Source organism: Phycisphaerae bacterium, from assembly GCA_018003015.1.
In the GTDB taxonomy this organism is placed as follows: domain Bacteria; phylum Planctomycetota; class Phycisphaerae; order UBA1845; family PWPN01; genus JAGNEZ01.
In genome coordinates this window covers 1-21,769 of the sequence record JAGNEZ010000058.1, presented here as the reverse complement: position 1 = coordinate 21,769, position 21,769 = coordinate 1, and the positions used below count along the sequence as shown (strand labels likewise).

At 60.9% G+C, this 21,769-nt stretch carries 18 protein-coding genes; 4 read left to right on the top strand and 14 right to left on the bottom strand.

All coding sequences use genetic code 11. The features are described from left to right. Window positions 1-337: 337 nt before the first annotated feature. From KA354_19740 to KA354_19710, 7 genes are all read right to left on the bottom strand, one after another. The gene (locus tag KA354_19740) at window positions 338-2,620 is read right to left on the bottom strand and encodes a glycoside hydrolase family 95 protein (GenBank protein MBP7936880.1); all 2,283 of its coding nucleotides are present in this window, start codon (window positions 2,618-2,620) and stop codon (window positions 338-340) included. A 364-nt stretch (window positions 2,621-2,984) separates the two neighbouring features. Then, window positions 2,985-3,299, bottom strand: a complete 315-nt coding sequence (locus KA354_19735) for a hypothetical protein (protein ID MBP7936879.1) — start codon at window positions 3,297-3,299, stop codon at window positions 2,985-2,987. Window positions 3,300-4,189: 890 nt separating this feature from the next. Further along, the gene (locus KA354_19730; GenBank protein ID MBP7936878.1) at window positions 4,190-5,095 is read right to left on the bottom strand and encodes a hypothetical protein; all 906 of its coding nucleotides are present in this window, start codon (window positions 5,093-5,095) and stop codon (window positions 4,190-4,192) included. An 867-nt stretch (window positions 5,096-5,962) separates the two neighbouring features. Beyond that, a complete protein-coding gene (locus tag KA354_19725; protein ID MBP7936877.1) occupies window positions 5,963-6,880 on the bottom strand; it encodes a hypothetical protein in 918 nt (305 codons plus the stop codon). 130 nt (window positions 6,881-7,010) lie between these two features. Then, on the bottom strand, window positions 7,011-9,116 hold the full coding sequence (locus KA354_19720) for a M48 family metalloprotease (protein ID MBP7936876.1): 2,106 nt from the start codon (window positions 9,114-9,116) through the stop codon (window positions 7,011-7,013). Between the two features lie 61 nt (window positions 9,117-9,177). Beyond that, complete coding sequence (locus tag KA354_19715; protein MBP7936875.1) at window positions 9,178-9,972, bottom strand: hypothetical protein; 795 nt, start codon at window positions 9,970-9,972, stop codon at window positions 9,178-9,180. 275 nt (window positions 9,973-10,247) lie between these two features. After that, a complete protein-coding gene (locus tag KA354_19710) occupies window positions 10,248-10,730 on the bottom strand; it encodes a hypothetical protein (protein ID MBP7936874.1) in 483 nt (160 codons plus the stop codon). Window positions 10,731-11,366: 636 nt separating this feature from the next. On the opposite strand from KA354_19710, the gene KA354_19705 reads away from it, so the two are divergent. Continuing rightward, on the top strand, window positions 11,367-11,651 hold the full coding sequence (locus KA354_19705) for a hypothetical protein (GenBank protein ID MBP7936873.1): 285 nt from the start codon (window positions 11,367-11,369) through the stop codon (window positions 11,649-11,651). Window positions 11,652-12,066: 415 nt separating this feature from the next. Here KA354_19705 and KA354_19700 read toward each other — a convergent pair whose 3' ends face one another. The 5 genes from KA354_19700 to KA354_19680 form a co-directional block, all read right to left on the bottom strand. After that, the gene (locus KA354_19700) at window positions 12,067-12,930 is read right to left on the bottom strand and encodes a hypothetical protein (protein MBP7936872.1); all 864 of its coding nucleotides are present in this window, start codon (window positions 12,928-12,930) and stop codon (window positions 12,067-12,069) included. 109 nt (window positions 12,931-13,039) lie between these two features. Then, entirely contained in the window at window positions 13,040-14,755 is a 1,716-nt protein-coding gene (locus KA354_19695; protein MBP7936871.1) for an ATP-binding protein, read from the bottom strand. After that, complete coding sequence (locus KA354_19690) at window positions 14,742-15,281, bottom strand: hypothetical protein (protein MBP7936870.1); 540 nt, start codon at window positions 15,279-15,281, stop codon at window positions 14,742-14,744. Before KA354_19690 ends, KA354_19695 begins: the two co-directional genes overlap by 14 nt. A gap of 455 nt (window positions 15,282-15,736) precedes the next feature. After that, entirely contained in the window at window positions 15,737-17,044 is a 1,308-nt protein-coding gene (locus tag KA354_19685; protein ID MBP7936869.1) for a hypothetical protein, read from the bottom strand. 498 nt (window positions 17,045-17,542) lie between these two features. Then, window positions 17,543-18,010, bottom strand: coding sequence for a hypothetical protein (locus KA354_19680; protein MBP7936868.1), 468 nt, complete (start codon window positions 18,008-18,010; stop codon window positions 17,543-17,545). 136 nt (window positions 18,011-18,146) lie between these two features. On the opposite strand from KA354_19680, the gene KA354_19675 reads away from it, so the two are divergent. The 3 genes from KA354_19675 (at window position 18,147) to KA354_19665 (ending at window position 20,024) form a co-directional block, all read left to right on the top strand. Then, entirely contained in the window at window positions 18,147-18,809 is a 663-nt protein-coding gene (locus KA354_19675) for a hypothetical protein (GenBank protein ID MBP7936867.1), read from the top strand. A 420-nt stretch (window positions 18,810-19,229) separates the two neighbouring features. Further along, window positions 19,230-19,409, top strand: coding sequence for a hypothetical protein (locus tag KA354_19670; GenBank protein ID MBP7936866.1), 180 nt, complete (start codon window positions 19,230-19,232; stop codon window positions 19,407-19,409). A gap of 108 nt (window positions 19,410-19,517) precedes the next feature. Then, complete coding sequence (locus KA354_19665) at window positions 19,518-20,024, top strand: hypothetical protein (GenBank protein MBP7936865.1); 507 nt, start codon at window positions 19,518-19,520, stop codon at window positions 20,022-20,024. A 348-nt stretch (window positions 20,025-20,372) separates the two neighbouring features. On the opposite strand, the gene KA354_19660 is transcribed toward KA354_19665, so the two are convergent. Both KA354_19660 and KA354_19655 read right to left on the bottom strand, forming a co-directional pair. Further along, entirely contained in the window at window positions 20,373-20,975 is a 603-nt protein-coding gene (locus KA354_19660; protein MBP7936864.1) for a hypothetical protein, read from the bottom strand. Next, window positions 20,968-21,769: VWA domain-containing protein (locus tag KA354_19655; GenBank protein ID MBP7936863.1), on the bottom strand; the 802-nt coding region annotated here is incomplete at its 5' end. The genes KA354_19655 and KA354_19660, both read right to left, overlap by 8 nt.

Genomic DNA, 21,769 nt, shown 5'->3' with positions numbered 1-21,769 from the left:
TTTTTCAGAGCGGTACCTCGAAAAAGGCGAAAGGCTTACGGAGCCCGTCCTCCAGGGCATGGCGATAGATCAAAAACGATCGCCAGGAACAGAGCGGCCACTCGATACGGAAGGTGAACAGCCCGCCAGAGGGAGGTCAGTCTGCCGCAAGCAGCCTCTGGCAGCATTCCAGGGACGGCCGGCAAGGAGGTGAGGGGCCTGAGACCATCCGTACTGCCGAGGGCGACGTTCTGACGGCTGGCGATGACCAAACGACCTCGCATGGACGAACGGGCAAGTCTTTGTCGGTCAGGCGAATCTGCGAGATGCTGAGGTTGGCGCTCGCCATATCCATGAATCACGGCTCGGGCAATGCTGAAACGGTGTGGATTTCTCCGTTGACGCGGACCCTGACCTCGCGCGGTTCGGGGGAGGTGACGCGATAACGGGTGGCATGGCCATCCTTCCAGTCAATGTCGACGGTGAACCCGCCGCGAGCGCGCAGTCCTTTGACCGCACCGTTGGCCCAGGCTTTGGGCAAGGCGGGCAGCAGATGCAGGATAAACTGCTGATCGGCCGGCCCGGAGCCGGGCACGCGTTCGTGGCTCTGCAGCAGCATCTCCGCCAACCCGGCGCAGCCGCCGAAGTTGCCGTCAATCTGGAACGGCGGGTGGTTGTCGAACAGGTTGGGCAGCGTGCTGCGCCGGAGCAAAGCGAGGTAGTGCTCGCGCGCCGCGTCGCCATCCTGCAGGCGGGCGAAGAAGTTGACCAGCCACGCCCGGCTCCAGCCGGTGGCACCGCCACCGCGGGCCAATCGATAATCCAGAACCTTGCGCGCACCCGCGAACAACTCCGGCGTGGCCGGCGTGATGAGATCGAATGGATGCAGGCCGACAAGATGCGACATGTGCCGATGGCCCGGCTCGGCTTCCGCGTAGGGCTCGATCCATTCCAGGATGCGTCCGTCGGGACCCAGATTGATCGGCGGCAGCTTCGCCTGCGCCTCGCCGATACGCCGCCGCATGGGCTCATCTGTGCCCAGAATCGCCGCCGCACGATCCGTCGCGTCGAAAAGCGCCCGCACCAGGCTCATGTGATAGGTGGAGGCAACGGTGATGCGAATGCGCCGGCCGGTTCTCGGATCAATGTAGCTGTTCTCCGGCGAGGCGGAGGGCACGATGACCAGGCTGCCGTCCGGCGCGGCCACCAGCGTGTCCAAAAGGAACTCCGCGGCACCCTGGAGTACCGGATAGAGACGTTGCAGCAGCTTCCTATCGCCCGTGAACTGATAGAAATCAAACAACTGTGCGGCCATCCAGACACCGCAGAGCGGTTCGATGGAGCCGTTGTTGAACTGGGATTGGAGCGTGGAGGCGGCCGGCGACACGCGCCCGAACGGATTCGTGCTCAGGAACGCCACCCAGCCGTCCGACCCGTACAGGCGTTCTGCCGCTTCGCGCCCCCGTTGAGCCAGCAGTTCGAACCAATCCAGCAGCGGACCGATGGTCTCCGGCAGGTTGGCCACTCCGGCGGGCCAGTAATTCATCTGGAGGTTGATGTTCAGGTGGTAGTCGGACTCCCACGGCGCCCACATCTGGTCGTTCCAGATGCCCTGCAGATTTGCCGGCAGGCGCGCGGGTCGCCGTGAGCTGCCCATCAGCAAATAGCGACCGAACTGGAAGTGCAACGCCACAAGGGCGGGGTCGTCCGCGCCTTCCCTGCCGAGGGCGACCAGGCGCGCGTCGGTGGGAAGGCTATCCATCGTCGCGTCGGGGATGCCGATCTGCAGGGAAACGCGGTTAAACAAGGAGCGGTGTGCGGCCAGATGCGCTTCGAGCAGCTGGGCCCAGGTTTTCCTCGCTGCTTCAGCGAGAATGGCCTCACACTTCCTCGCCGGATCAATTGCCCGGTCGAAGTTGAGCTTCGCGAGGCTGTAATCGGTCGCTGCCGTAAAAAGGAGGACTGTCTCGCTCGCCCCGGCGATGTGAAGTGTGCCGCCTTCGGCCGTCACATTCCCTCGATCCGCGCGCGCCAGCAGTCGGGCCGCGAATTTCATGTGTGCCCCGCCGGGTCCAGACCCGCCCGGATTGTCATCGTAGCCACCGTCCTTCTTCTCCACGTCCACGAGCTGGCCCTCGAGCTGCAACTCCCCGCCCGCAACCGCCGTGACGGTGGCATTGCGGTCGCGGGTCAGACGTACCTTGAAGTCCAGCGTGCCGGGCTGATCCGTGGCGATGCGTATCGCCAGCACATCATCCGGCGCGGAGGCGAAGACCTCGCGAGTGATGGTGGCATTGCCATAGTGGAAACTGACGCGGGCCAAACCATCGGCCAGGAGGAGTTCCCGGCGGTAAGCCGTGTTGGCGGCCATGTCTTCGAAATCCAGCCACAGATCACCTAGCGGCTCGTAAGAACGGAAAGCCGTGGGGCTGGCCGTGAGATGTTTGAGCCCGTAGGCGTTAGCCTCAGCGTTCTGACCGGCAAACAGGAGGCGACGCACTTCCGCCAAATGCTCCGGGAAATCCTCCGGAAAGGTCTCGAACGGCTGGCCTGCCCAGAGACTCTCCTCGTTGAGCTGGATGCGCTCCTTCGCCGCGCCACCGAAGATCATCCCGCCCAGGCGCCCGTTGCCGATGGGCATCGCTTCATGCCAGGTTGCAGCCGATCGGTCGGACCAGATCATGGGGGCGGCATAGCCCTGAGTCGCGGCCTGGGCGCGAACCAAGGCCTGCACGGCATTCGTCGCTCCTGGCCCCACGAATGCCATGCAGAATGCCATCGCCGCGCGGCTACTGGATTGGTGTTTCATGAGTGGATTATCCCTCGCCCGACCTGCTCCCGCCAACCCGAGGACCACCGGGGAGAGAGCCGCCAGTGAGCCTGGTGCAGGCGCTGCCGCCGCATGGGTACATTCAGAAAAGGTCGGGCCTGACCGATTTCTCGGCCAAGCCCAGAAAAAGTGCTATCTCCTGGAGTGCTCCTTGCTGGCCTGCTCGTGCGCCGGCTCAGTAGGCTTCGAGTTGTTCCGCTACCCGCTTCGCTCTGCCCTGGTCGATGAGCAGCGAAGCTGCCTGCTTGGTCAATCCTTGCGGAATGTCCATCTTCAAGTCCTTCAAGAACTCGAGCTGCTTCTGCGTGGCCGCTTCTCCGTCTACCTTCTCCTGCCTTGCCTGCCGCTCGTCGCGGATCTGCTGGGCCCGTCGATCCCGGGCGACTTCCTGCAGGACGGCCGTAGCTGCTCCTGCGTCTCCCAGGCGCTGCTTGAGCGTCTGGAACAAGCTCGCGTACGCATCCAAAGTGGTTTGTGTTTCTGCTTCCATGTTCTTTTCACCTCCTTACAGTTGATGAGCATGATGTGGTTCTTCGTTGCTCCATCCATCAAAACCGGCGCCGTCGAACTTCTCGAACCAGCGCGATGAGATACCGCTCACCCCGTTGTACCCTCCTGGGGAGATAATCCTGGCCGCAAGGCCATCCTTGATGTGATGCCGGCGAGTCCCTGGACGAAAGCCTTAAATGGTTAGCCAACTCCGGCGGCGCCTTTTATGGCTTTCAGCCGGCCAGTGGCAATTCGCGGCCCAGCCGCGCCGTGTGCTCTTTCGTGCGTCGTCCACGTGGAGTTGGGCCAACGCCTGCTGACCGCAGCGGCTCGAAGTGAAGCGAAGAGCGAAAGCTCCAAGTGGGGATACGGACGAAGGTCCGAGGGCTCCTTCTTGCAGGTTTCAGCAAGGTCGCCGACGAGCGAAGCCCTTCGTCAGGCTCCATCTCTGCAGGCTCGGATTGCTGATCGAGCGTGCTGAAGGGCTGAAAGCACGACTGCCGTCTGTGTGAGCCGAGAGTCATACGAAGGGATCGTGTCCTGCCCATGAGCATGTGTGTAGACGTGGCGGGACGGGCGCCACGGAAACTGGTGGCACTCCCGTATGCCTGACCACGGCCGATACAATACCAAGCCGGCAGCTCAGGGCTGCCTCAACGTGAAGCGAAGCGATGCTCTCGAACGGATGCGGCGTCACTGCGTGTTCTCACGTGGTGCGATAGAGCGGGTCTGTTTCCACGCTCACGGAGTGGTTTCCCAAGGCCGTCCCAAGCGGGCTCCGGCCGTTCGAACGCTGCGGCCAGCCGGTCAGCTACAAGCTGCGGCCAAGAAAAAAGCCCCGCGGAGTTGCGCCCACGGGGCCGTTAATCCACCGCCGATTACTCGGGTCTTTCAGTCGTTATCGCCATTGCGAGGCGGTCGCTTACGGGGATTGTGGTTCTGCACCAGCCTCCCATCGTGCTCCCGCCTCACGTCATCAGGAAGCATATTGCAGTTGTTCTTATCTCGGTCATCTGGCTGCCGAGCCATCCTCTCTTTGATCAGGCCCTCGAGCTTCTGCTCCGCGTAGGCCACGAGCTCCTCCATCGTCGGACCGGTACCGAACGACTTGATCAGCCGGGCAATCGCAGGGCCGCTCGCCTGCTGAACGCGATCTCTGGCCTTGAGGTCATCGCCGCCAATCCGATCCGCGATCTGATGCACCAGTCGGGCAAGATCAGGGTGGTTCAGAATCATCCCGATCTCTTTGACACGTCCGGCAGAACACCGCGGTGCATTAAACACCAGGGCGATCAGAGTCGAATAGTCGCCATCGTTTCCGGAACCGGATGCCCTACAGACTGACAAGGGCTTGTTCAGGAACTCGCGGATCGCATCGAGGAGTCCGCTGTTCTGGACGCGTTCGGCCTCGAACAACTCGACGTGTGTTTCGACGATGGGCCGCGCCTTGTCATCGGGGTTCGCTGCGGCAAGCTGCCGGAAGAACAGAATCGCCTTCTGGATCACCAGATCGCGATCGTGGACAAAGCGGGCCGAGCGCGTGAGGAACTCTGGATCCACCGGCGCGCTGTGCAGCAGACTGCAAGTTGCCACGAGGCGGTGCGCGAGATACGACTCCGGATACAACTCCAGGGCCGCGATTGCTTTGGCGACGGCCAGCATGTAGTCTTGCGTCTGGAAGGCAGCCCGAGCCGTTTTGATCAGCTGGACTTCCTCCAGTATCGGGATTCGAATATCGTCGTAGCTCCTGCCCTCAAGTGGCTGCCATTTCCATGCGCCGCGGGAGCATTGGCTCACAGTACAACCGTACGGTTCCAACGATGCGCATGTCTTCGAGATAGCGCTGTTCGCCACCTGGATCATCCTGTCCAGGCTTCCGTATCTGTCTGCTTTACCGTTCAACCACGAATCTTGCACCACCGCCAAGTCGCAGATCGTGACGCAACCCCTGTCGCAATTGGTTGCCTCGGCGGCTTCGCACGCCAACCGGTGCTCCCGGGGTTGCATCTGTGGACGGCTGGCCCTGCCGGCAGCTTGACGCGCAACGTGGGCCTGCGGTCCTTGCTCAGCTCCGTCGTGTATCGGCCCTGTGGACGGCTCGGGGCCGGCTTCCTTGGCCAGCGCGTCCCGGAGCATCGGGGCCAAATTCAGAAGCCTCACGAGCACAGTGAGAACCTGAACAATCCTCTTCTCGTTTCTCCTTGACATTCTGGTGCCTTTCTCGGCAACTGCCGGAAAAAGACACCTGGCGCCAGGTGAACTGGTTTGATCCTGAGCCGTGCCTGCAGGACACGGCCTAACGACCTATCATTCAATGATTTGTGCGCATAAAGCACTAGCCCAGAAGCGCTCAAAAGCCCCTGAATTGGCAAGCAGAGCGAACATGGGTGGCCAGAGTTAGACAAGATGGCTAAGCCCCGGCTCCTTCAGCACTTGCCACAGCGCTGAGCATCCGATCAGGACGAGACAATCCTTAAGGTCGCTTAACGGGAGCTGAAAGGCATCTGATTGTTGTTGCCCGGGGGACAAACGCCGACAATCGGAACGGGAGCGAGGAGGGACACGTGACCGGCGGCAACAAAGACCCGGCTCGGCGACAACCAGATTTGACGCGTGACAGGGGGGCGCGGGGCCTGGACACGAAGACGGTGCAGATGCAGTAGGTCAGTGGCCAGCGGGCGTCCCAAGCCCTTGAAGTAACTCGCTCGACTTCGGGTCGGATTGGGCACGGATCCAGCAGAACGAGAAAGCCCTTGTTCTGACGGGATACCTCCTCTCGCGGGCGTCGCCAATAACTCTGTTCCGCAGCTCCAATCCAAGAAGTCGACCAAGGTGGTCCTTATAGGCGTAATAAGACCGATCCAGCAGCGGCTCCTCATCCTTGCGCGGCCGCCGCAGGCTCTCGATCTCCTCGAGCTTTATGTAATCCCCCACGTGGGTCAAGACAAGCCATAGCATGGAGCGCTGCATTCCGGGGACCTGAAGAATCTCCATCTCTTGACGGCCCGTGATCCACAGCTTGTGAACAGTTTCATCGATAATGATATCGTGATGCCCTCCGGCACAGAGTCGTGCTGCTTCTTCTCTCGAACATTGGGCACCTTGGGGCCTCTCCATTCCGCTTTCGAGTCGTTCCACGTAGACGCTGTCGGTCTTCTCATTCAGCCTCTGAAAAGCATTGTGTAGCTGAGGCCCAAGTTCTTGCGCGAGCTCGTTGGCCAGTTGGTCTCCAGCGCCAAGTTCTACGGACGAGCATTGAATGGCCATCCTGATCTTCGAGAGGTCTGGAGCTATGCCTTGCCGGTTCAGTTGGTGTAACACGGCTCCTATGGCTACTACGGCGAGAGCGCCCGCCAGATCGATACCGCGGTCCTCCGCGAACGGCAACCCGAGCCGATGCGCAAATCGTTCCTGATTGTCAACCGGCCCGCTGCCGGGATCGAGGACTCTCTCCTTGACGAACCGTTGCCAGATGAGAGGGAAGTACGCAACCTCCTCGGGATAATGCCTCTCAATAAAAGACCTTACTAGGTCATGGGTGAGAGAGCGGAGTTCATCGTCATCAAAACGTATCATGATCATGGATGCTCCAGAAGATCTGCTCTCTTTTCCGATCGTAACGAGACGCATACTGTCGCGATTGCGGTCCTACGCCTCCGCAGGTGTCCTGCCACCCGCTTACCGCCAGCCGCTACACCCGCTAGGGAAATACTCACGGGGGCTCCTCCATCGCCTTCAGTAGCTCAATGCGCTCCCTGAGCGATGGATGCCAATACGAAAACACATCCACATCCGATGCATAAATCGACAGCCAAAGGCGAATGCGGCTGGAGAGCGAGAGGGACTCCCTGGCTTCGCCGCGAGCCCATGCGGACGATCTGCCCAAAGCACCGCTGCTCTGCGCGAGTGCCAAGCCTACAGACATGCGGTGCCTTTTCAGCGAGTCCAAAGCGAGGGTTGCCAGGGTGTTCTCCAGGCAGGAGCGCAGGACTTGCGGCCTGACGCTCAGGAGCGAAACGGCAACGCGGTCGGCCTCGAGTTCATTTCCGAAGCTGTTCTCGATCCCGCTGACGAACCCTCCGCCGACGAATGTCAGACGGGCAAGAATGTGCAGCAGATTGTGTCTTGTGCAGTGTCCACTCATAAAATGGCCAAGCTCGTGAGCGAGCACGGCCTCGATCTCGTCCCGCTCAAGTGTTTCGATGAACCGCACTGACAGCTCGATGTACCTCTCTCTCTTCAAAAGCCCAAACTCGTACACGCCTGCGTACGGATCGGATCGGGACGTTACTGCCAGCTGCGGCGTTGGGCAACGGGCGCGTCGAGCCAAGTCACAGATCATGTCTTCGATGGGTGCCGATTTCTGTGCTCCCGCGCCGGTCAAAACGCAGGCGCGCAGCCTGCGCAAAGTCAACCAGCGGCGCCAGTAGTAACTCATCAGGGATAAAGCGAATAGGCCAAGCGCACAAAACGCGCTCGCCGCCCACAACACACGGCTGAGGAGGAGTAATCCTGGGCCAGAAGAGGGTAAGCCGAGGACAAGCGCGAGCGCCATGGCGGTTCCCTCAATGACTCCCACGCTTTGTTGACCGAATAACAGATGCGCGGGGTCAATAACTCCGATCCCTGTCATGATCACACAACCAGCACCAGTTAAGATCAGCGCACCGAACGAAATCCAGACCAGGATTAAGAGCAGGCGCATTGGTCGGAAGAAGCTGCCCCCTGAGACGGCCTCATGGGTCGTCCTGCCTTGGATTTGTGCCTGAAGTCGATTTGCGTGTTCTATGACAGACCCGACGCTACCGAGGGTTCCTGCGGCGTAAATTCCTGCGACGACGACGAATGCAAGAACGATGGGACAAAGGAGGCCAATGAGTCGCCGTTTCGCCTCGATTTGTTCCGCGCCTGGGGAACCAGTGGGCCTCTCAGAGCCGAGTGCAGCAGATGCTCGCGGGTCAAGACGTTCGACTGTGCCATTCCTTGTCAGAATTTGATTCCACAGTGCTCTTCGGGGGACGCCGAAGACCATTGGAATACAGAGGGCTACGATTAGTGTGGTGCTAACCATCGAACTTCCGAGGCAAGCGAGTGGTATGCTCAGTCGAAGGGCTGCAGGGGGTCGGCACACCGTAACAGCGAGCATTATCAGCAGTACCAGAATCAGTCCTATCGCCGTAGCGGAGACGACCAGGAGGGCGGCGGGCAAGCGGGCGAGCCATATACCGCTGACCCATGCGCCCAGCAAGAAGAGTATCAAAATGTACACGAGGAAGGCGATGTGCACGCGATACTCGGGACTACGTACGCCGATTCTGTCTTCTTCGAGCAAGCCCTGGCTTCGCCTGACCTCCTCTCGTAAGTCATCGAGAAAGGGGCCAGCGGGCATCCGAATCAGAGAGAGAGTCCTCTCCATCAAGAGGATGCCGAGGAATATGGCGAGAAGAGAATGGCTGAAGCCAGCAAACGTGAAATGTGGGACTGAGAACACGCCGTGCGCGCCGTACAGGAATAGCCCGCCAGTAAAGGCTACCACACAAGAAACCAGGATGCTGTACGAGCGGAAGAAACGGTGGTCTATGTCTAGGCAAGTGCCGCGATCCGTAGCCTTCAGCGCACAGGTTATACGCTGGGGGCGGCGGCGGATCAGGACGGCGTACCACGGTCTGGTTTGGACAAACTCCGTGCGGTATTTGCCGCCACCTTGGTCTGACCGAAAGACAGCGAGGCCGTAGGCCGACGCAACCCGTGCGAGGATTTGGTGCACGCGGTCAGGAGCAAGCCGGTCAACGGAGTATCTGGAAGCTGCGAAGGCCATGTCCAGCCGGATCTCCCGCAAGTGGGCCCGCCAACCTCTCCCGGGTCCAATAGAATACCGGTCAGCGTCCGGTTGATGTTGATGGGTGGGATTCTACTCGAGATTGCCACCCCTTCAAGGGCGCCGTCGAGTTACGAGGGTATGCGGACCACCGCGCAGCCTGTTCGGCCGATGCGTTTGTCGGGAATCGGCTCGCTCGAGCCCCGCCGCAATCCGGGGGCACTCCTGCCTGGAGCTTGGTATCGTTCCCTGCCTGACTCCGCACAGCTGGCGTGGCCGGAGAATCAACCTCAGGATCGCGGGCTTCTCGGCTGCACTCCCTCATCCACTCGCTCCGCAACACCGGCATCCTCGCGCACAGCCACGCGTAGAAGCGGATGAACTCCCGGGCTTCCTGCTCGATGTAACGCACGATGGCTCCAAAATCGCGCGCCGCGTACCAAACTGAAATCTGAGAGCCGTTGCCCTGCTTGCCGGTAAGCGCGTCCAGGCTCGTGCCCTTGAACTCGCCGTGGCGCATGAGCACCCCGACCGCCTTGAGGTCGATGAACGGCCTGGCCAGGATGTCGATCTCGGGCAGACCGTGGGCCACGCTCCTTGCCCTGAGGAAGTTGTGCTCGAACATCAGGTTGAAGCCGACGGGAATGAACGCGAAAGGGTATGGATCCAGGATGCCGACCTCGGCGATGAACTGATCGAGAATCTCCTTCTCCGACGACTCCCAGGCCTTGAGGATCCGGAGGGTGCCGATGGGTTGTCCCGTTGAGCGGTCCAGCGGCTGGAACTGGATCGTGAGGATGTGATCATGCTGGGCGTCGATGCCGGTGGTTTCGATATCGAGGTAGAAGTTGGTCATGCCCCCGCAAGGACAGACGGGTTTATTAGCTTTTCGCCATCAGACTCGTGCTCGCGTCCCGCCGAAAACCACGGGCTGTGCCCGGGCACCCGCAAGTTGCGCGGGGCTTCGCATGACGGCGTTCGTGAGGGCCGGGCTGACAGGCAGTTGCCCCAGCGTGCGCCGCCAGCGCGGGCAATCCCGGCTTGCCTGGCCGGCTACCGCCTGCTGCGGCCACCTTGGCCGCCCCCAACGGGGGGCAGGCCCCGCAGCCCGAAGGCCGCGGGGTGCACGGCCTACCTTGCGGCCTGCTTGGCCAGCGCCTCCGTGAGGAGTTCGCTTGCGCGTGCCCGGGTGCAGTACTGCGGCACTTGCACGCCCAGGTCGCGGAGCCAGTCGATCTGTTTTTGCGAGGCGCGGTCGCCTGCGACATCGCCGCGTGGGCGTTGCTGCGTGGCGGATCGCCCAGCCCGCTCGGCGCGGATCTGTTCCGCCCGGCGATCCCGTGCGATTTCCTGCACGAGGTTCATCGCGACAAATTCCTCCTCGACGTGTTCCTTGGCCGCAGCGAGCAGCTCCAGGTATGCGTTCAACTTGGTTTGTGTTGTTTCGTCCATGTTCGTGGTCACCTCCTTTTCAGTTATTGAAGATGAATCTGAATCCAGGCGGCTGAGCTGTCGCTCGAGGTAGCGGTACTTCGCCTCGGAATTCACCGCCCCCATGAGCTCCAAGATCAGCTCTCTGCGCTTCTCCGTTGGTGATAAGGTTTTCGTTTCCATGCACGACCGTCGACGCAGGCTTTATACGTCTTTAGGCGAGGCCCTTGAGAGCGGCACCTCCAAGGACGCAGCCGACCCGCAGGGGAAAGATCTATAATGCCGTCCCGTCGCAGTGCTGAAGGAAACGAAACCCACCAACGAGAGAACGCGGAGCACTTCTTGCCGTCTTGGGCGGTGGCCTCGCACAGGAGTACCGCGTCGACGCATTCTGCTCAGCCGCATGATCCAATCGGGAGAGGGAGGTGGCCGCAGGTGCCAGGACGAACCACGCAGGCCTCGCCGACACTACCTGCTTGAGCTCGCTCGCGGCGCTCACCAGTTCGTCCCTGGTCGAGGAGCACGATCGGTGTGTGCACGGGACCGCCGGGCACGCCGGCGATCGACAGCCGAACGGCCTGCATGAGCCACGACTACCTCAGGCCGGCGGGGCGGGCGCATCCAGGCCGCAGAGAAAGACCAGGGACTCCCTGCGAATAGCGGATTCCTGGCGATCAGCCAAATATGGCCTTTTATTCACTGAAAGCCTAAAAGGCGCAGCAGGGGTATTAAGATGCCAAAACTTGAATTCGAACGCCGATATAATTAACATCGCAACCGGTTTCATCGGCGGTTCTTCTGAAAAACGAAAGGAACGATATGGCCAGGGGCAAGACGGGTACGCAGAAGCGGCGGGGCGTCCCTAGCCGGCAGGAGCGTCTGGAGCGGCTGCGGCAACGGATCGGCGAGAAGGGCGTCAAGGCGGCCAACCAACTCGTGAAAGAGCAGGACGCGGACGTGATCCGCTACGCCTATCTGACGCTCCCACGGCCAGCCGCAGCGGGCGGGCTGGGCACGCGGATTGAAGCGCTGCTGGCCAGGCTGGACGCGGACAAGGCGGCGGAGATCCGGGCTACGCTGGTCGCGGTCAAGGCAACCGAGTAGAACGGCTGCAAGGAGGATCCGGAGAGCAGGGTTGCCGCTGTGCCAGCCTTCAGGCACAGGGTAGAGTATATGTGGAGTTTATGCGTGGGTCTGGCCGGAGGACACAGATCTCCTGCCCTGCCAGACTACTCTCGCGTGACAGGAAAAGCTCTTAAATTCCGCCGATTTTCAGGTCTGTACAGTTCCGCATCTTCTTGCCGCCGGAGAAGGCTGGCCGTAGTCGTGGCTGCGAGAGAAGCGGCGATTCGGGCGATTCAATACCCGCACACGCGTTCATCGCGACTGCTGACGCGTAAACTCCACATACTCTTCGCCGGCATTAACCCGGACTCCTCCGCTCGCTTCCGCATGATCCAGAAACAGGCGCCCCTCTTCGGTGCCTCATCGACCGGCGATCACCACGGCCTGGGCATCGCTAACGGGGGAAGGGTACAAAAATCGCGAAGCCAAAGAAAATGGTGGCGTAAATGCCCAGCAGGATCGCCCCGGCACCCACGGCCGGAATGAGTAGAATGGCGATGATTCTGGCCTTGGACGGCCGCGTGCGCTCGACGACACCCCTGCCGAGGCAATACCACCACCACGCCACGTGCACGCACACCACGAACCAGAACACCCTCTCCCACGTTTGATGTGGCCAGTCAAAAAAGCACTGATCTACGACCAGGACATACAACGGCATCGTTAAGCCGCTTACCACCAGGAAGCTGCCGTGAAAACCGATGAAGGGCCACCAGGATACGGAGCCGCCGTGCTCCGACTGGACCCTGATCCGCCGGCGGGTCAGGAGCCGCAACAGCAGCACCAGAACCGCCTCGCAGGCGAGGGATGCGGAAGTCCCGCCGCAGATGACGGCAAAGAGATTGGCACGTTCCCAGGAAGATGACAGATCGCCGAGTAAACCGCTGGCGGCCACACCGCAGACCAGACCGGCCGCCGCCACTCGCGTCAGGAACCAGAAGCTCATCGCGGAGTGGGGGTTGACGCACCAGGGGAAGGTTCTGGAGAATCGGATCGGGTGAAACCACGTCGTCCAGCAGACGCGAAAGAAGGCCAGGAAGAGCCCTGGGCCGTGCCGACCGTCCCAATCGGGGATCGGTTGCGGTTGGCCCGAAAGCAGGCGGCGCAGTTCGTCGGGATCGAATTGCAGGCCGCATTCGGGGCAGCGGTTCTCGGTCAGCCCGGTCAGGTTGTACTCGCAATGCGGACAGCAGAGGCCGGAGTCCCCTGGCGTATGGGGCGTCTCCAAGTCTGGCGGTTGATGGGGAGAGGATATCATCTTTCTGACAGCTTACCGGTGCGGACGAGATGGGCAATACCCTTACGCAGTTGCGGGCAAACGTCTGCCTCTGCCGGATTCTGCCCGAGAGCCAACTCTCTCCCAGCGGTCAGGCTGCTTCTGGGCGCGAATCGGGGTGGTCGACCAACAGGCGCCCTTGGTCGGTTAACCGAACAACTCGGATCTTGCCCATGCGTGTGGTGTGGATCTCTTCGCTGATCAGCCCCTTCTCGATCCCAGCATCCTTGATTCTCTGCCCCTGGCGAACGCTCAGCCCCAGGCGCCGGTAACGTTCCGCAATGCCGCTATCTGGAAAGGCGGCCACGTCGGCCAGAAAGGCCGCTTCAGGCAAGCTGTGCGTTGGCCATTCGGGATCTGTCGCTGGTTCCTGAAGTGAATCGGCCACGTTCGCCACGGAGACGGTGCGGAGTACCGCTCGTCGCCGGTCAGACAGCAGTCCGAGCTGCCGCATGTGCACCATAACCTGGGCATCGCTTATCGAGCCCTTGTGGATCGCGAACTCCGGGACGTGGATCATGAACGGGCGCACACCACGGCCCTGTAAACGCACGACCGCCTCGCCGACCTGCAGCCGGCCGAGGATGTCTTTCTCCTGGTCCTCCAAGAGCATGGCCTGGCTGATGGCGCTTACATCCGCGCGGTGCTTCAGGTTGAAGCACAGGACGGCATACGTGTTCGCCAGCGCCGAGGCGGTGATCGTTGAGGGCATCTGGTCTAACAGCACAATTCCCGTCCCGAATTCCCGGATCTCGCGAAAGGCGATGTCCATGACGCTCTGGCCTCCGGCCAGGCTCTGGCGCTCACCCGACAGGATGTGGTGGGCTTCCTCGATGAGAAGCACGGACTTCAGTGTCTCGCGGACAGGCTCGGTCATGCGCAGGTGGTGGATGTACAGTACGAGCGTACTGGCCACGAACACCTTGTCCGGCTGGGTCAGGGCATCCAGCTCCAGGATCACCGGCCGCGACAGGAGCGACCGGATGTCGTCATGCCCCTGGTTGACCAGTGTATCCATCTCGCCGAAGCAGAGGCTCGCCAGGGCCCGCAGCGCGCTGGACATCCAGCCGGCCTCTCTGCCCGAGACCTGGCGGCGCTTCAGGATCTCAAGAACCTCTTTGAACGTGGGCCAGCGATCGACGCTGCCGGTGTACACGCCCGCCTCCTCAAAGGCGCGGTCGATCGCCTCTTGCAGCAGGTAGGCGACGCCATCGCCCAGCAGGTAGCTGTGCCCCAGAACGGCGATCACCTTCTTCAGCCAGGTCTGCGGCGAAGTGCCCGGCGGCGGAATCAACGGGTTGAAGGACAACGGGGAGACCGCACGGCCAATCGTATACACCGCCGTGTTCTCGAAGCCGGGCAAAGTCAGAAGATCACGGTAGTTGCGTTTCCAATCGAGGATGAGTACGGGTTTGCCGGCTTTGACGAGTTCCTGTACCACCAGGAAGCCCAGATTCGTCTTACCCGCGCCCGAGCGGCCAAACACGCCTACATGTTGGATCCACTCGCTTTCACGCAGGCCTAAGGGATGCAGATCCCGGCCGTTGTACGTCACGGTGCCCAATTCATACTCGCCGCGCGCGGCCTCAGTGCTGGGCGGAAGCAGCCCCGGGCCTTCGTTTTCCAGCGTCCCCTGGAAGTGCTGGGCCGCCAGGACCTCCAGATAATCGAGAATCTGGGCCTTGCCGTCCTTATCCTCAATGACGTAGGCCATCCAGATGCGGTCGGCGCGGGCCCCAATGACCGGCTTGAGCTGGCGGCAAAGCTCCCGGACCCGCAGGGCCTCGCCGGCGCTATGCTCCCGCACTGCTACCTCCCGCCAGGTAGTCGATGCGGCGGCGCGTGTTATCCGCCTCGCGGCGTTCGGTGACCAGGGTGCTCCGCAGTTCCTGCGTGTCGCGCCAGAGGTTGATCTGCAGAGCCCGCTTCTCTTTCTCCAGCTCGAGGATTTCGCGTTCGACATCGTTCAGTTCACCGTCGTCGTACATGAATGGGCCTCGTCGGCGGAGCGGCCTGCGTTCCCAGAGCTCATCCAATCGCCACTGGATATCGCGAAGATGGCGCTGCGTCAGGGCCCGCCGTTCTTCAACCAGTTCAGCGAAGTGGCGGGCACTCACCTCGTGGCTGGCCATCTGGTTGCCAAACACCCACGAAACCGGGTCACCGGGTCCGCCATACATCGTGTGCGGCCGTGATCGCGCGAGGAATTGATCGACGTGGTCGAGATATCGCTCCACCGGAGTCCGGCGGCTATCCTCGTCCTCGATGATCCTGACCTTTGGCGGGAGGATCCGGTAGCTGCTGATGGTCTGGTAGTGGAATCGTGATGTCATGGTGTAACTCTCCAGTGACGAAGTGACGAGCGTGGGGTTTAAAAATGTTGCGGGTACTCAGGGCCGCGCGGCAAAGCCGGGCTTTTTTGACTGCCTGGGCAGGGGCGGCAGCCAGCCGTCGGCGAGAAATGGCCGGCTACGTCATTCCAGGTCCTGGACGGGCATCATGTCTGGTTGGGGGCGAGTGCTCGGACGTTCTGGGCGGCCCTGGCTTTACCCTCGGCCGGCGACCGCTTGACCGTAAACGAGACGGCGGCGCCCGGTTCCGCATGGTCAAACGTCAATCCGCCGGCCCGCCATTGCTCAGATGTTTTCGGGAGCCCGAGGGCAGCGCCCTCGGAACGCGAACCGGCCCGCAGGGCCGAGCCCCGAAGGGGCCGCGCCGAAGTCGGCGCAGCCGACAAGGCGCACTTCTTCAAACCTACCGCAACACCTCAACTACACGCTTCCCCGAATCAATTAACACAATCAGGCTCAATTCTTCCGCCACGCGTCGAGAAACATCTCTGCATCATCCCAACATCGCTCTGATCAACATCTCCATCCCTATCACTATCTGCCTTGATAAATCCTTCACCATCTGGAATTAAATCGCATCCTGCTGGCAATCCGCCAGTATATGGAATTGAAGGTCCTGTCACGCATGCGACAAACTTTGAAAAATCACTTCCATTAACAGCATCATCTTCATTGAAATCAAATCTCTGTCGAGGCGCCATTGACCCCGCATATCCCAATGGATATCTTGAATCAATTAGAGGACTTCCTCTCATTGGTCTTCCATCATCGTCAAGCATCAGCTCATCCAGCGTCGGAAATTCCCTATTCAATATTCCCTCATGTGGTTGTATACCAAGCGACGCTAAACTTCCTGATCCAATATTTACCTCCACCAAACCTGCGGGTGTCTGAAATCCTTGTCTCATGGGTACAGTAAAATTGCCCCCACAACCAGTCATAACATTAAAATTAAGATCATTATTTCCCTTAGTAACAAATTCGCCTGTCTCTGAATCTCTGTATGTAGGCCCGTTAACACAGGTCCCGCTTAATCCCTTAAATGTCCCATTATTTGCTCCAAGATATTTTGTCTTTGCACTTGCAGGTGCTCCGCGATCTTTAGAAAAACTAATTCCTTCTATTCCCCCCTCCATAACAGGGCTATTAAGAGTTATGCTTGGTGTTTTTGTCTCTGAATCAGTTTGCTGTTGATTGTATACAAGATGATAAGGATGCCCCTTTGTTTTCACCCTAGTGAAAACCAGACCATCATATTCTGGACGCGTTACAATATCACTGATTTGAAACCCTGCTTGAGCACTTTCAGTTCCAATATCTCTAAATTCTACATGTTTTGCATTAACCTGCCATACTCTGACATGTTCAACATCAAAACCTCTAAAAATGGTTGTATCATTTCCTTCTCCTTCGATTGTTATGGGATTTTTATCTTCCCCGCCAGAACTGACTAAAAAGTATCTTTTTGTCCCTGGCCCTTCTTGCGGCAAAATATATTCTCCTGCCTTAAAATGAACAGTATCTCCTGCCACAGCATCTTCCTCTCCGTTCATCCCAGTTGTCTTTGGATCTCCGTCGAATAATGCATTAACCTGCTCATAACTCCACTCAGGCGTAACTTCAATCGTCTTCGAATATCCTGGATTTCCTAGAAAACTAGCTGCGGCAAATGCAAGCCCTGCAGCGCACATAATTGCGCGTTTGCGACCGTCTTTGGTCTTCGGAGAATCAGTACATTGGGCCATCTGTTCATCCTCCAGACTGAGGGGATCGATTCTGGGCCACGACCGGTGCGACCAGCCGGCCCGCAGACGAGCAGACTCGTGCCGGCGGCATAACGGCCGCGACGAGTGCGGCGCCTCGAGTCCTGGACGAGCGAGAAGGGCGGGACGGGGAGGGCCGACTAGCCGGCTAAGACACATGGGCTCCCGTCACGGCCTTCCTTCGGGCCTCAGAAATGCACCGCACAGAGTCCATTCTAACAAGCCGTGGGGGCGGTACAATCACCGAACGGAATCCGTGGGGACGGCAACGTCCGGTAACGATGGGTCGTGACCACGGCGCTCCCCGGAAAGCGCAAGTCCAGTGGCACTGGGGACGACGCACGCATGACCATATGTGCCCGGTTGCTCACCGGATTATCGGCCGGCACGGTCTGCTCCGCACCGGGTATCAGGATTAGCGGCGTGGTGGCAGCCCTTGCCGTGTGCAACGGGGAAGAAATTGCGGGGGAGAATTCACAGTTACCGCGGGTAATGTAGCGACCTACTCGGCCCACTGGGGGCCAAACGGGACGCACTGTGAACGTCCTCACTGGGCCAGAGGTCGGACGCCGCGGCCCGGAACGCGGTCAGGCGGTCCTCTAGCACCTCGTCGATCCGCCCGAGAATCCTCCCCGGCCAGTTGCCCCGAAGGTCCTCCTGAGTCAGCATCAGGGCGGTCAGGCCGTTCTCGTCGTAGACGGTCTGCTTCCTGGCCATCCCTGCCGCGTAATCCGGATCGCCGACACGCCCGCAGTACTCGATGAGCATGCCGTAGCGGCAAAGCTGAAAATCAGGGTACCAGACTCTGGTCTTGCCTCGATCAACGACGGCCAGCGGGTGCTCGTAGAGGTAGGGGATCCGGTAGCGGTCGAGGCAGCGTGCGATCTGTGCCTCGCCCCAGCTACGAAAGCGCCTTTCTCCCGCTGGTTCGGTTCCTGATGATGTCATGGCGCAACAGAGTGGGCCCCTGTATTTAAGCCTTGTCCCCCGGGCCCGCTCCTGACCCCCCTTGGTGTTTCCACAGAAAGTTTCTGCACCTGAGTCTTGTGTGCAGCCTCACCACCGGATCTGGTAGGAGGTCAGGATGTCTATTCGCATCGTCAATCGCAGCCAGTGGCCAACGCCGGCCCTGAGAGTGCTGGCCCGATGGGTAGCCGGCCGTGAGGGCCTTGGGAAGAACTGGGAGTATGAATTCGTATTCAAGTCAACCTGCCGGAGAAGGTCTTTCAGGGGGACTGGTGGTCGAAACGGGCAGGAAGTCTCTCTGAGCCGCCGCTATCAACCTCATGAGGGCTGGCCTTTGCTCACGAAAGACCACCGATTCAAAGGGGCGATGGAGGAGATATACCGATCTCGGCTGGACGTGCTCGTCGGGCTGATGGCCCACGAAGCTCATCATGCGACCGACGGGCACCCTGATCATTTCAGTCATGGCGGGCGAATCGAGCGAGCGGCGATGGAGTTCCGCTGTAACCAGGTTGCCCAGGAAGCAGTGACCGCTTTTCGCGTGGAGTGGTTGGGCTTGCGAGGACGTATCAAGCGGGCCATGCAGGCGGAACGCGACCGAAAGCAGGCCCGGTGCCCACGGCTTAGGGCGGCCAGAAGGTACAATCCGGATCGGAAGTCGGCGCAATCCCGGACGGCGCTGGGGAAACCGCAGAACCAGGCAAAGCTGGTGGGAGTGAAGGTCAGGGAGTACCAAAGACGGGCCGACTACTACGGGGACCCGTGGCGGCCAAGATGGTAGCCGAACCCATCGGCAGCAATGCCGAAGCCGGTCGTGTTACACCAAGGTGTCCGAACGAGTCCGCACCAAGTGCGGGGTAGCCAATACCATTATCGAGGGGAATGTTGAAGCGGATCTGCATGCATCCGCTCGGCTCGGCGTGTTGTACAACCATGTAGCCAAGCTTCATCGTGTTGAGTGCGGTCTTTGAGACCAACCTGTCCGCGTGTGCGCGGTTTGGGAACGATGCCCAGCCGGAAGCGGGTGGCCGGGTGGTCCACCTCGTGGCGTCCGGCCTCGGTGCCGGACGTGCTCGTGGGGAACGCGAAGATGCGGGGACGACCAGTGTCACCCGGTACGGTTCGCGAATCTGATAAACACGTCGAAACCCGCCGCCGCGCACGTCCCTGGCGCTGGTTGACGGCCACGGGCGGAGCCTTGATGGCCCTCACGTTCTTCCTGCCGGCGGTCGACATCTTTGGGGACGTCGTGCCTGCCTGCGGGGCGTGCAACATTCTCACCTCGCCGTTTGGCTCGGATCTGGTTCACCACTTACTGGTCGTGCCAGGCGCCGTCTATCTATTTGTGTCGGCCTACTTACTGGGCTTCGCCCTGGCCTAGGCCGCAGTCGCCCGCTTGGCCGAGTGGGCGCGGTTTGCGCGCGGTTGCCAGCGCGCGGCCGCAACCATTGTCTGGCTGATGGCGGTGACACTGCCGGCAGGAGCTCTCTTGGATGCCGTGCGCGAGGGCTACCTTAGAAGTCTGTTCAGCCCTGGCTACTCGATTCAGGTTTGGGTGTGCTTCATCGCCCCGCTGTTGACGCTGGTATACCTGCCGCTGGCCCGCAAGGCACGCGGGCACACCTGGCTTTGCCACGGGTTCGTGATCGCATTTTGGATGCTGCTGTGGTTTGGCTACTGGGTCGTTGACTGGTCTTCCGCTCGGTACGGCGTGATTCTGTCAATGGTCGCAGGCGGCGTCCTTCTGCTGGGCGCTGTCGGTGAGGCCCGCGCCCTGACCGGCCAGTCCTGGTTGCGGACCGGCGGCCAACTCCTCATCGGCCGGCTGCCTCCACCGTTGGGTCAGGGGCAATGTCCGCGCTGTGGCTATCTCCTCTATGGCCTGACCGAAAACCGCTGCCCGGAGTGCGGACGGGGGTACACGGTTGAGGAAGTGGGCCTGTCCGCCGAAGAGTTTGCGTCTGCAATTCTTGGTAGCTCAGCGCCGTCCATATAGTACTCAGCCAATTCGGGCCAAGGATATGCCCGAGGCCGTGAAGCGTGTTGCAGGCATGAAGCATCAGGCCGTAGATCACGCCGGTGACGGCGGGAAAACTGGTGATTGCAGCCGCGCCGAAGGTCATGCCGGCTTCAGCACCGTCGAAAGAGCTCGCGCAGCTTTCGGCATCGGAGGCCAAGTAGAAAGAGGGTGGTCGGGTGAGCGATCATGCAGCCGCACCGAGGGAATCGGTCCGCTCGCAGGAAGAAGAATGAGAAACGAGCACGAAGGGGTGGGGGCGGGCCTGTGCGACCCGCCCCCCGGGGGAGCCTGGGACGGGACGCACGCCAGAGAGATGAGTCGCGCTCAGTGCTTGGCCGGTCTCCAGAATTCCCACCCATTCGTGATTCCGCCGCCTCGGCCCAGCTTGAGGGCTTGGCGATAGTCTTCTGTGGCTTCGATGGCCGCACGCGTGGGTGTGATGCACACTCTGCCGGCGGCGGCGCCCGACGCGATCCGGAGGCTGCGGCCACTCTTGACCTGCGGGTTCTCGATGACCACGGCCGTGAACTGTTCGGAGCCGATCCGCCCGACCAGTTCCGTGCCCAGTGGCCACCAGTCGTGCCCCTCTCGCTGCTTGCCCAGGCAGCCGGTGGAGACTTTGGATTCCCGGGTGCGCTGGCGTTCGTACTCGCCTGCCGACAGGCTTGCCGGAGTCGGAACCGCGTGCCGAGGGCCCTTGCGCCTAGCGCGCGGCTGCTCCGGTGCGAGAGACGAACCCTCGTCAACCTCAGTCTCGTCGTCCGAACCTGTCGGATCGACGTCGTCCGGGACAGCGGGTGTTGTTGTCTCGGTCTCCTCGTCAGGCGGATCGACTGTCGCGACCGACGCGACGCCCCGAAGACAGTCGAGATCGTCTGCCGTCAGGGTGTTGGCCACTGCCAACATCGCTTCTGTTTTCTTATCCAACACGTTGAACTCCCTTCGTTAATGTGCGGCCCAGCAGCTTGCAGAGCTGAGCCGGTAGGTCCTCGAGTTCCTGAAGAACGATTGCGTCCTTCACGATTGCACGCACGCTGTCATCCTGGATGCCCACGCCCACGAGCTCGATGCCGGCCTTGTTGATAAGCCCGGCGATGTGCTCGGCGTGAGCGCTGGCCGCTTCACCACCACCATCGCAGCCGGCCTTACCGTCGGTGAGCACCAGCAGGATCTTGCGGGTCTCGGGCCGGGGCATGAGCCGGGCAGCGCCGATTTGCATGGCCTCGCCCAGAGGCGTCAGGCCGGTGCCGTGAATGGCGGGCAGGCGTTCGAGGGCCAGGTTGACCGGATCCTCGAAACGCTTGATCAGGCCGATCTCTAGGTTGGAGAGTCGGCCGTAGCGTTCCCGCAGCTTGCTGGCCTCAAGCCCGGTCTCCTGCAGGATTCGCTGCACATCTACCCGGTCGCCGGTGGTGAACGTGAAGGCCTCGGTGGCGATCCGCAGATCGGCCAAGGCTTCCAGCAAGACCCGCACAGCCTTCCTGGCCACATCCATCTTGCGGTTGTGCATGCTGCCCGAGGCGTCCAGCACAATGGAGACGGCCGTGGACTTGCCCTGGACCGTCGAGCGGATGCGGAAAATGTCCAGCCGCGGCCGGTCCATGCACAGCCTGTACAGCGTGCGCTGCGAGAGCTCGCCCCGGAGCTGCTCATCTCTCCAGCACCGTTTCTCGGCCGAGCGGAGGGCGTTGGTCAGGCCGCGCCGGAGCCTGCGAACCGTG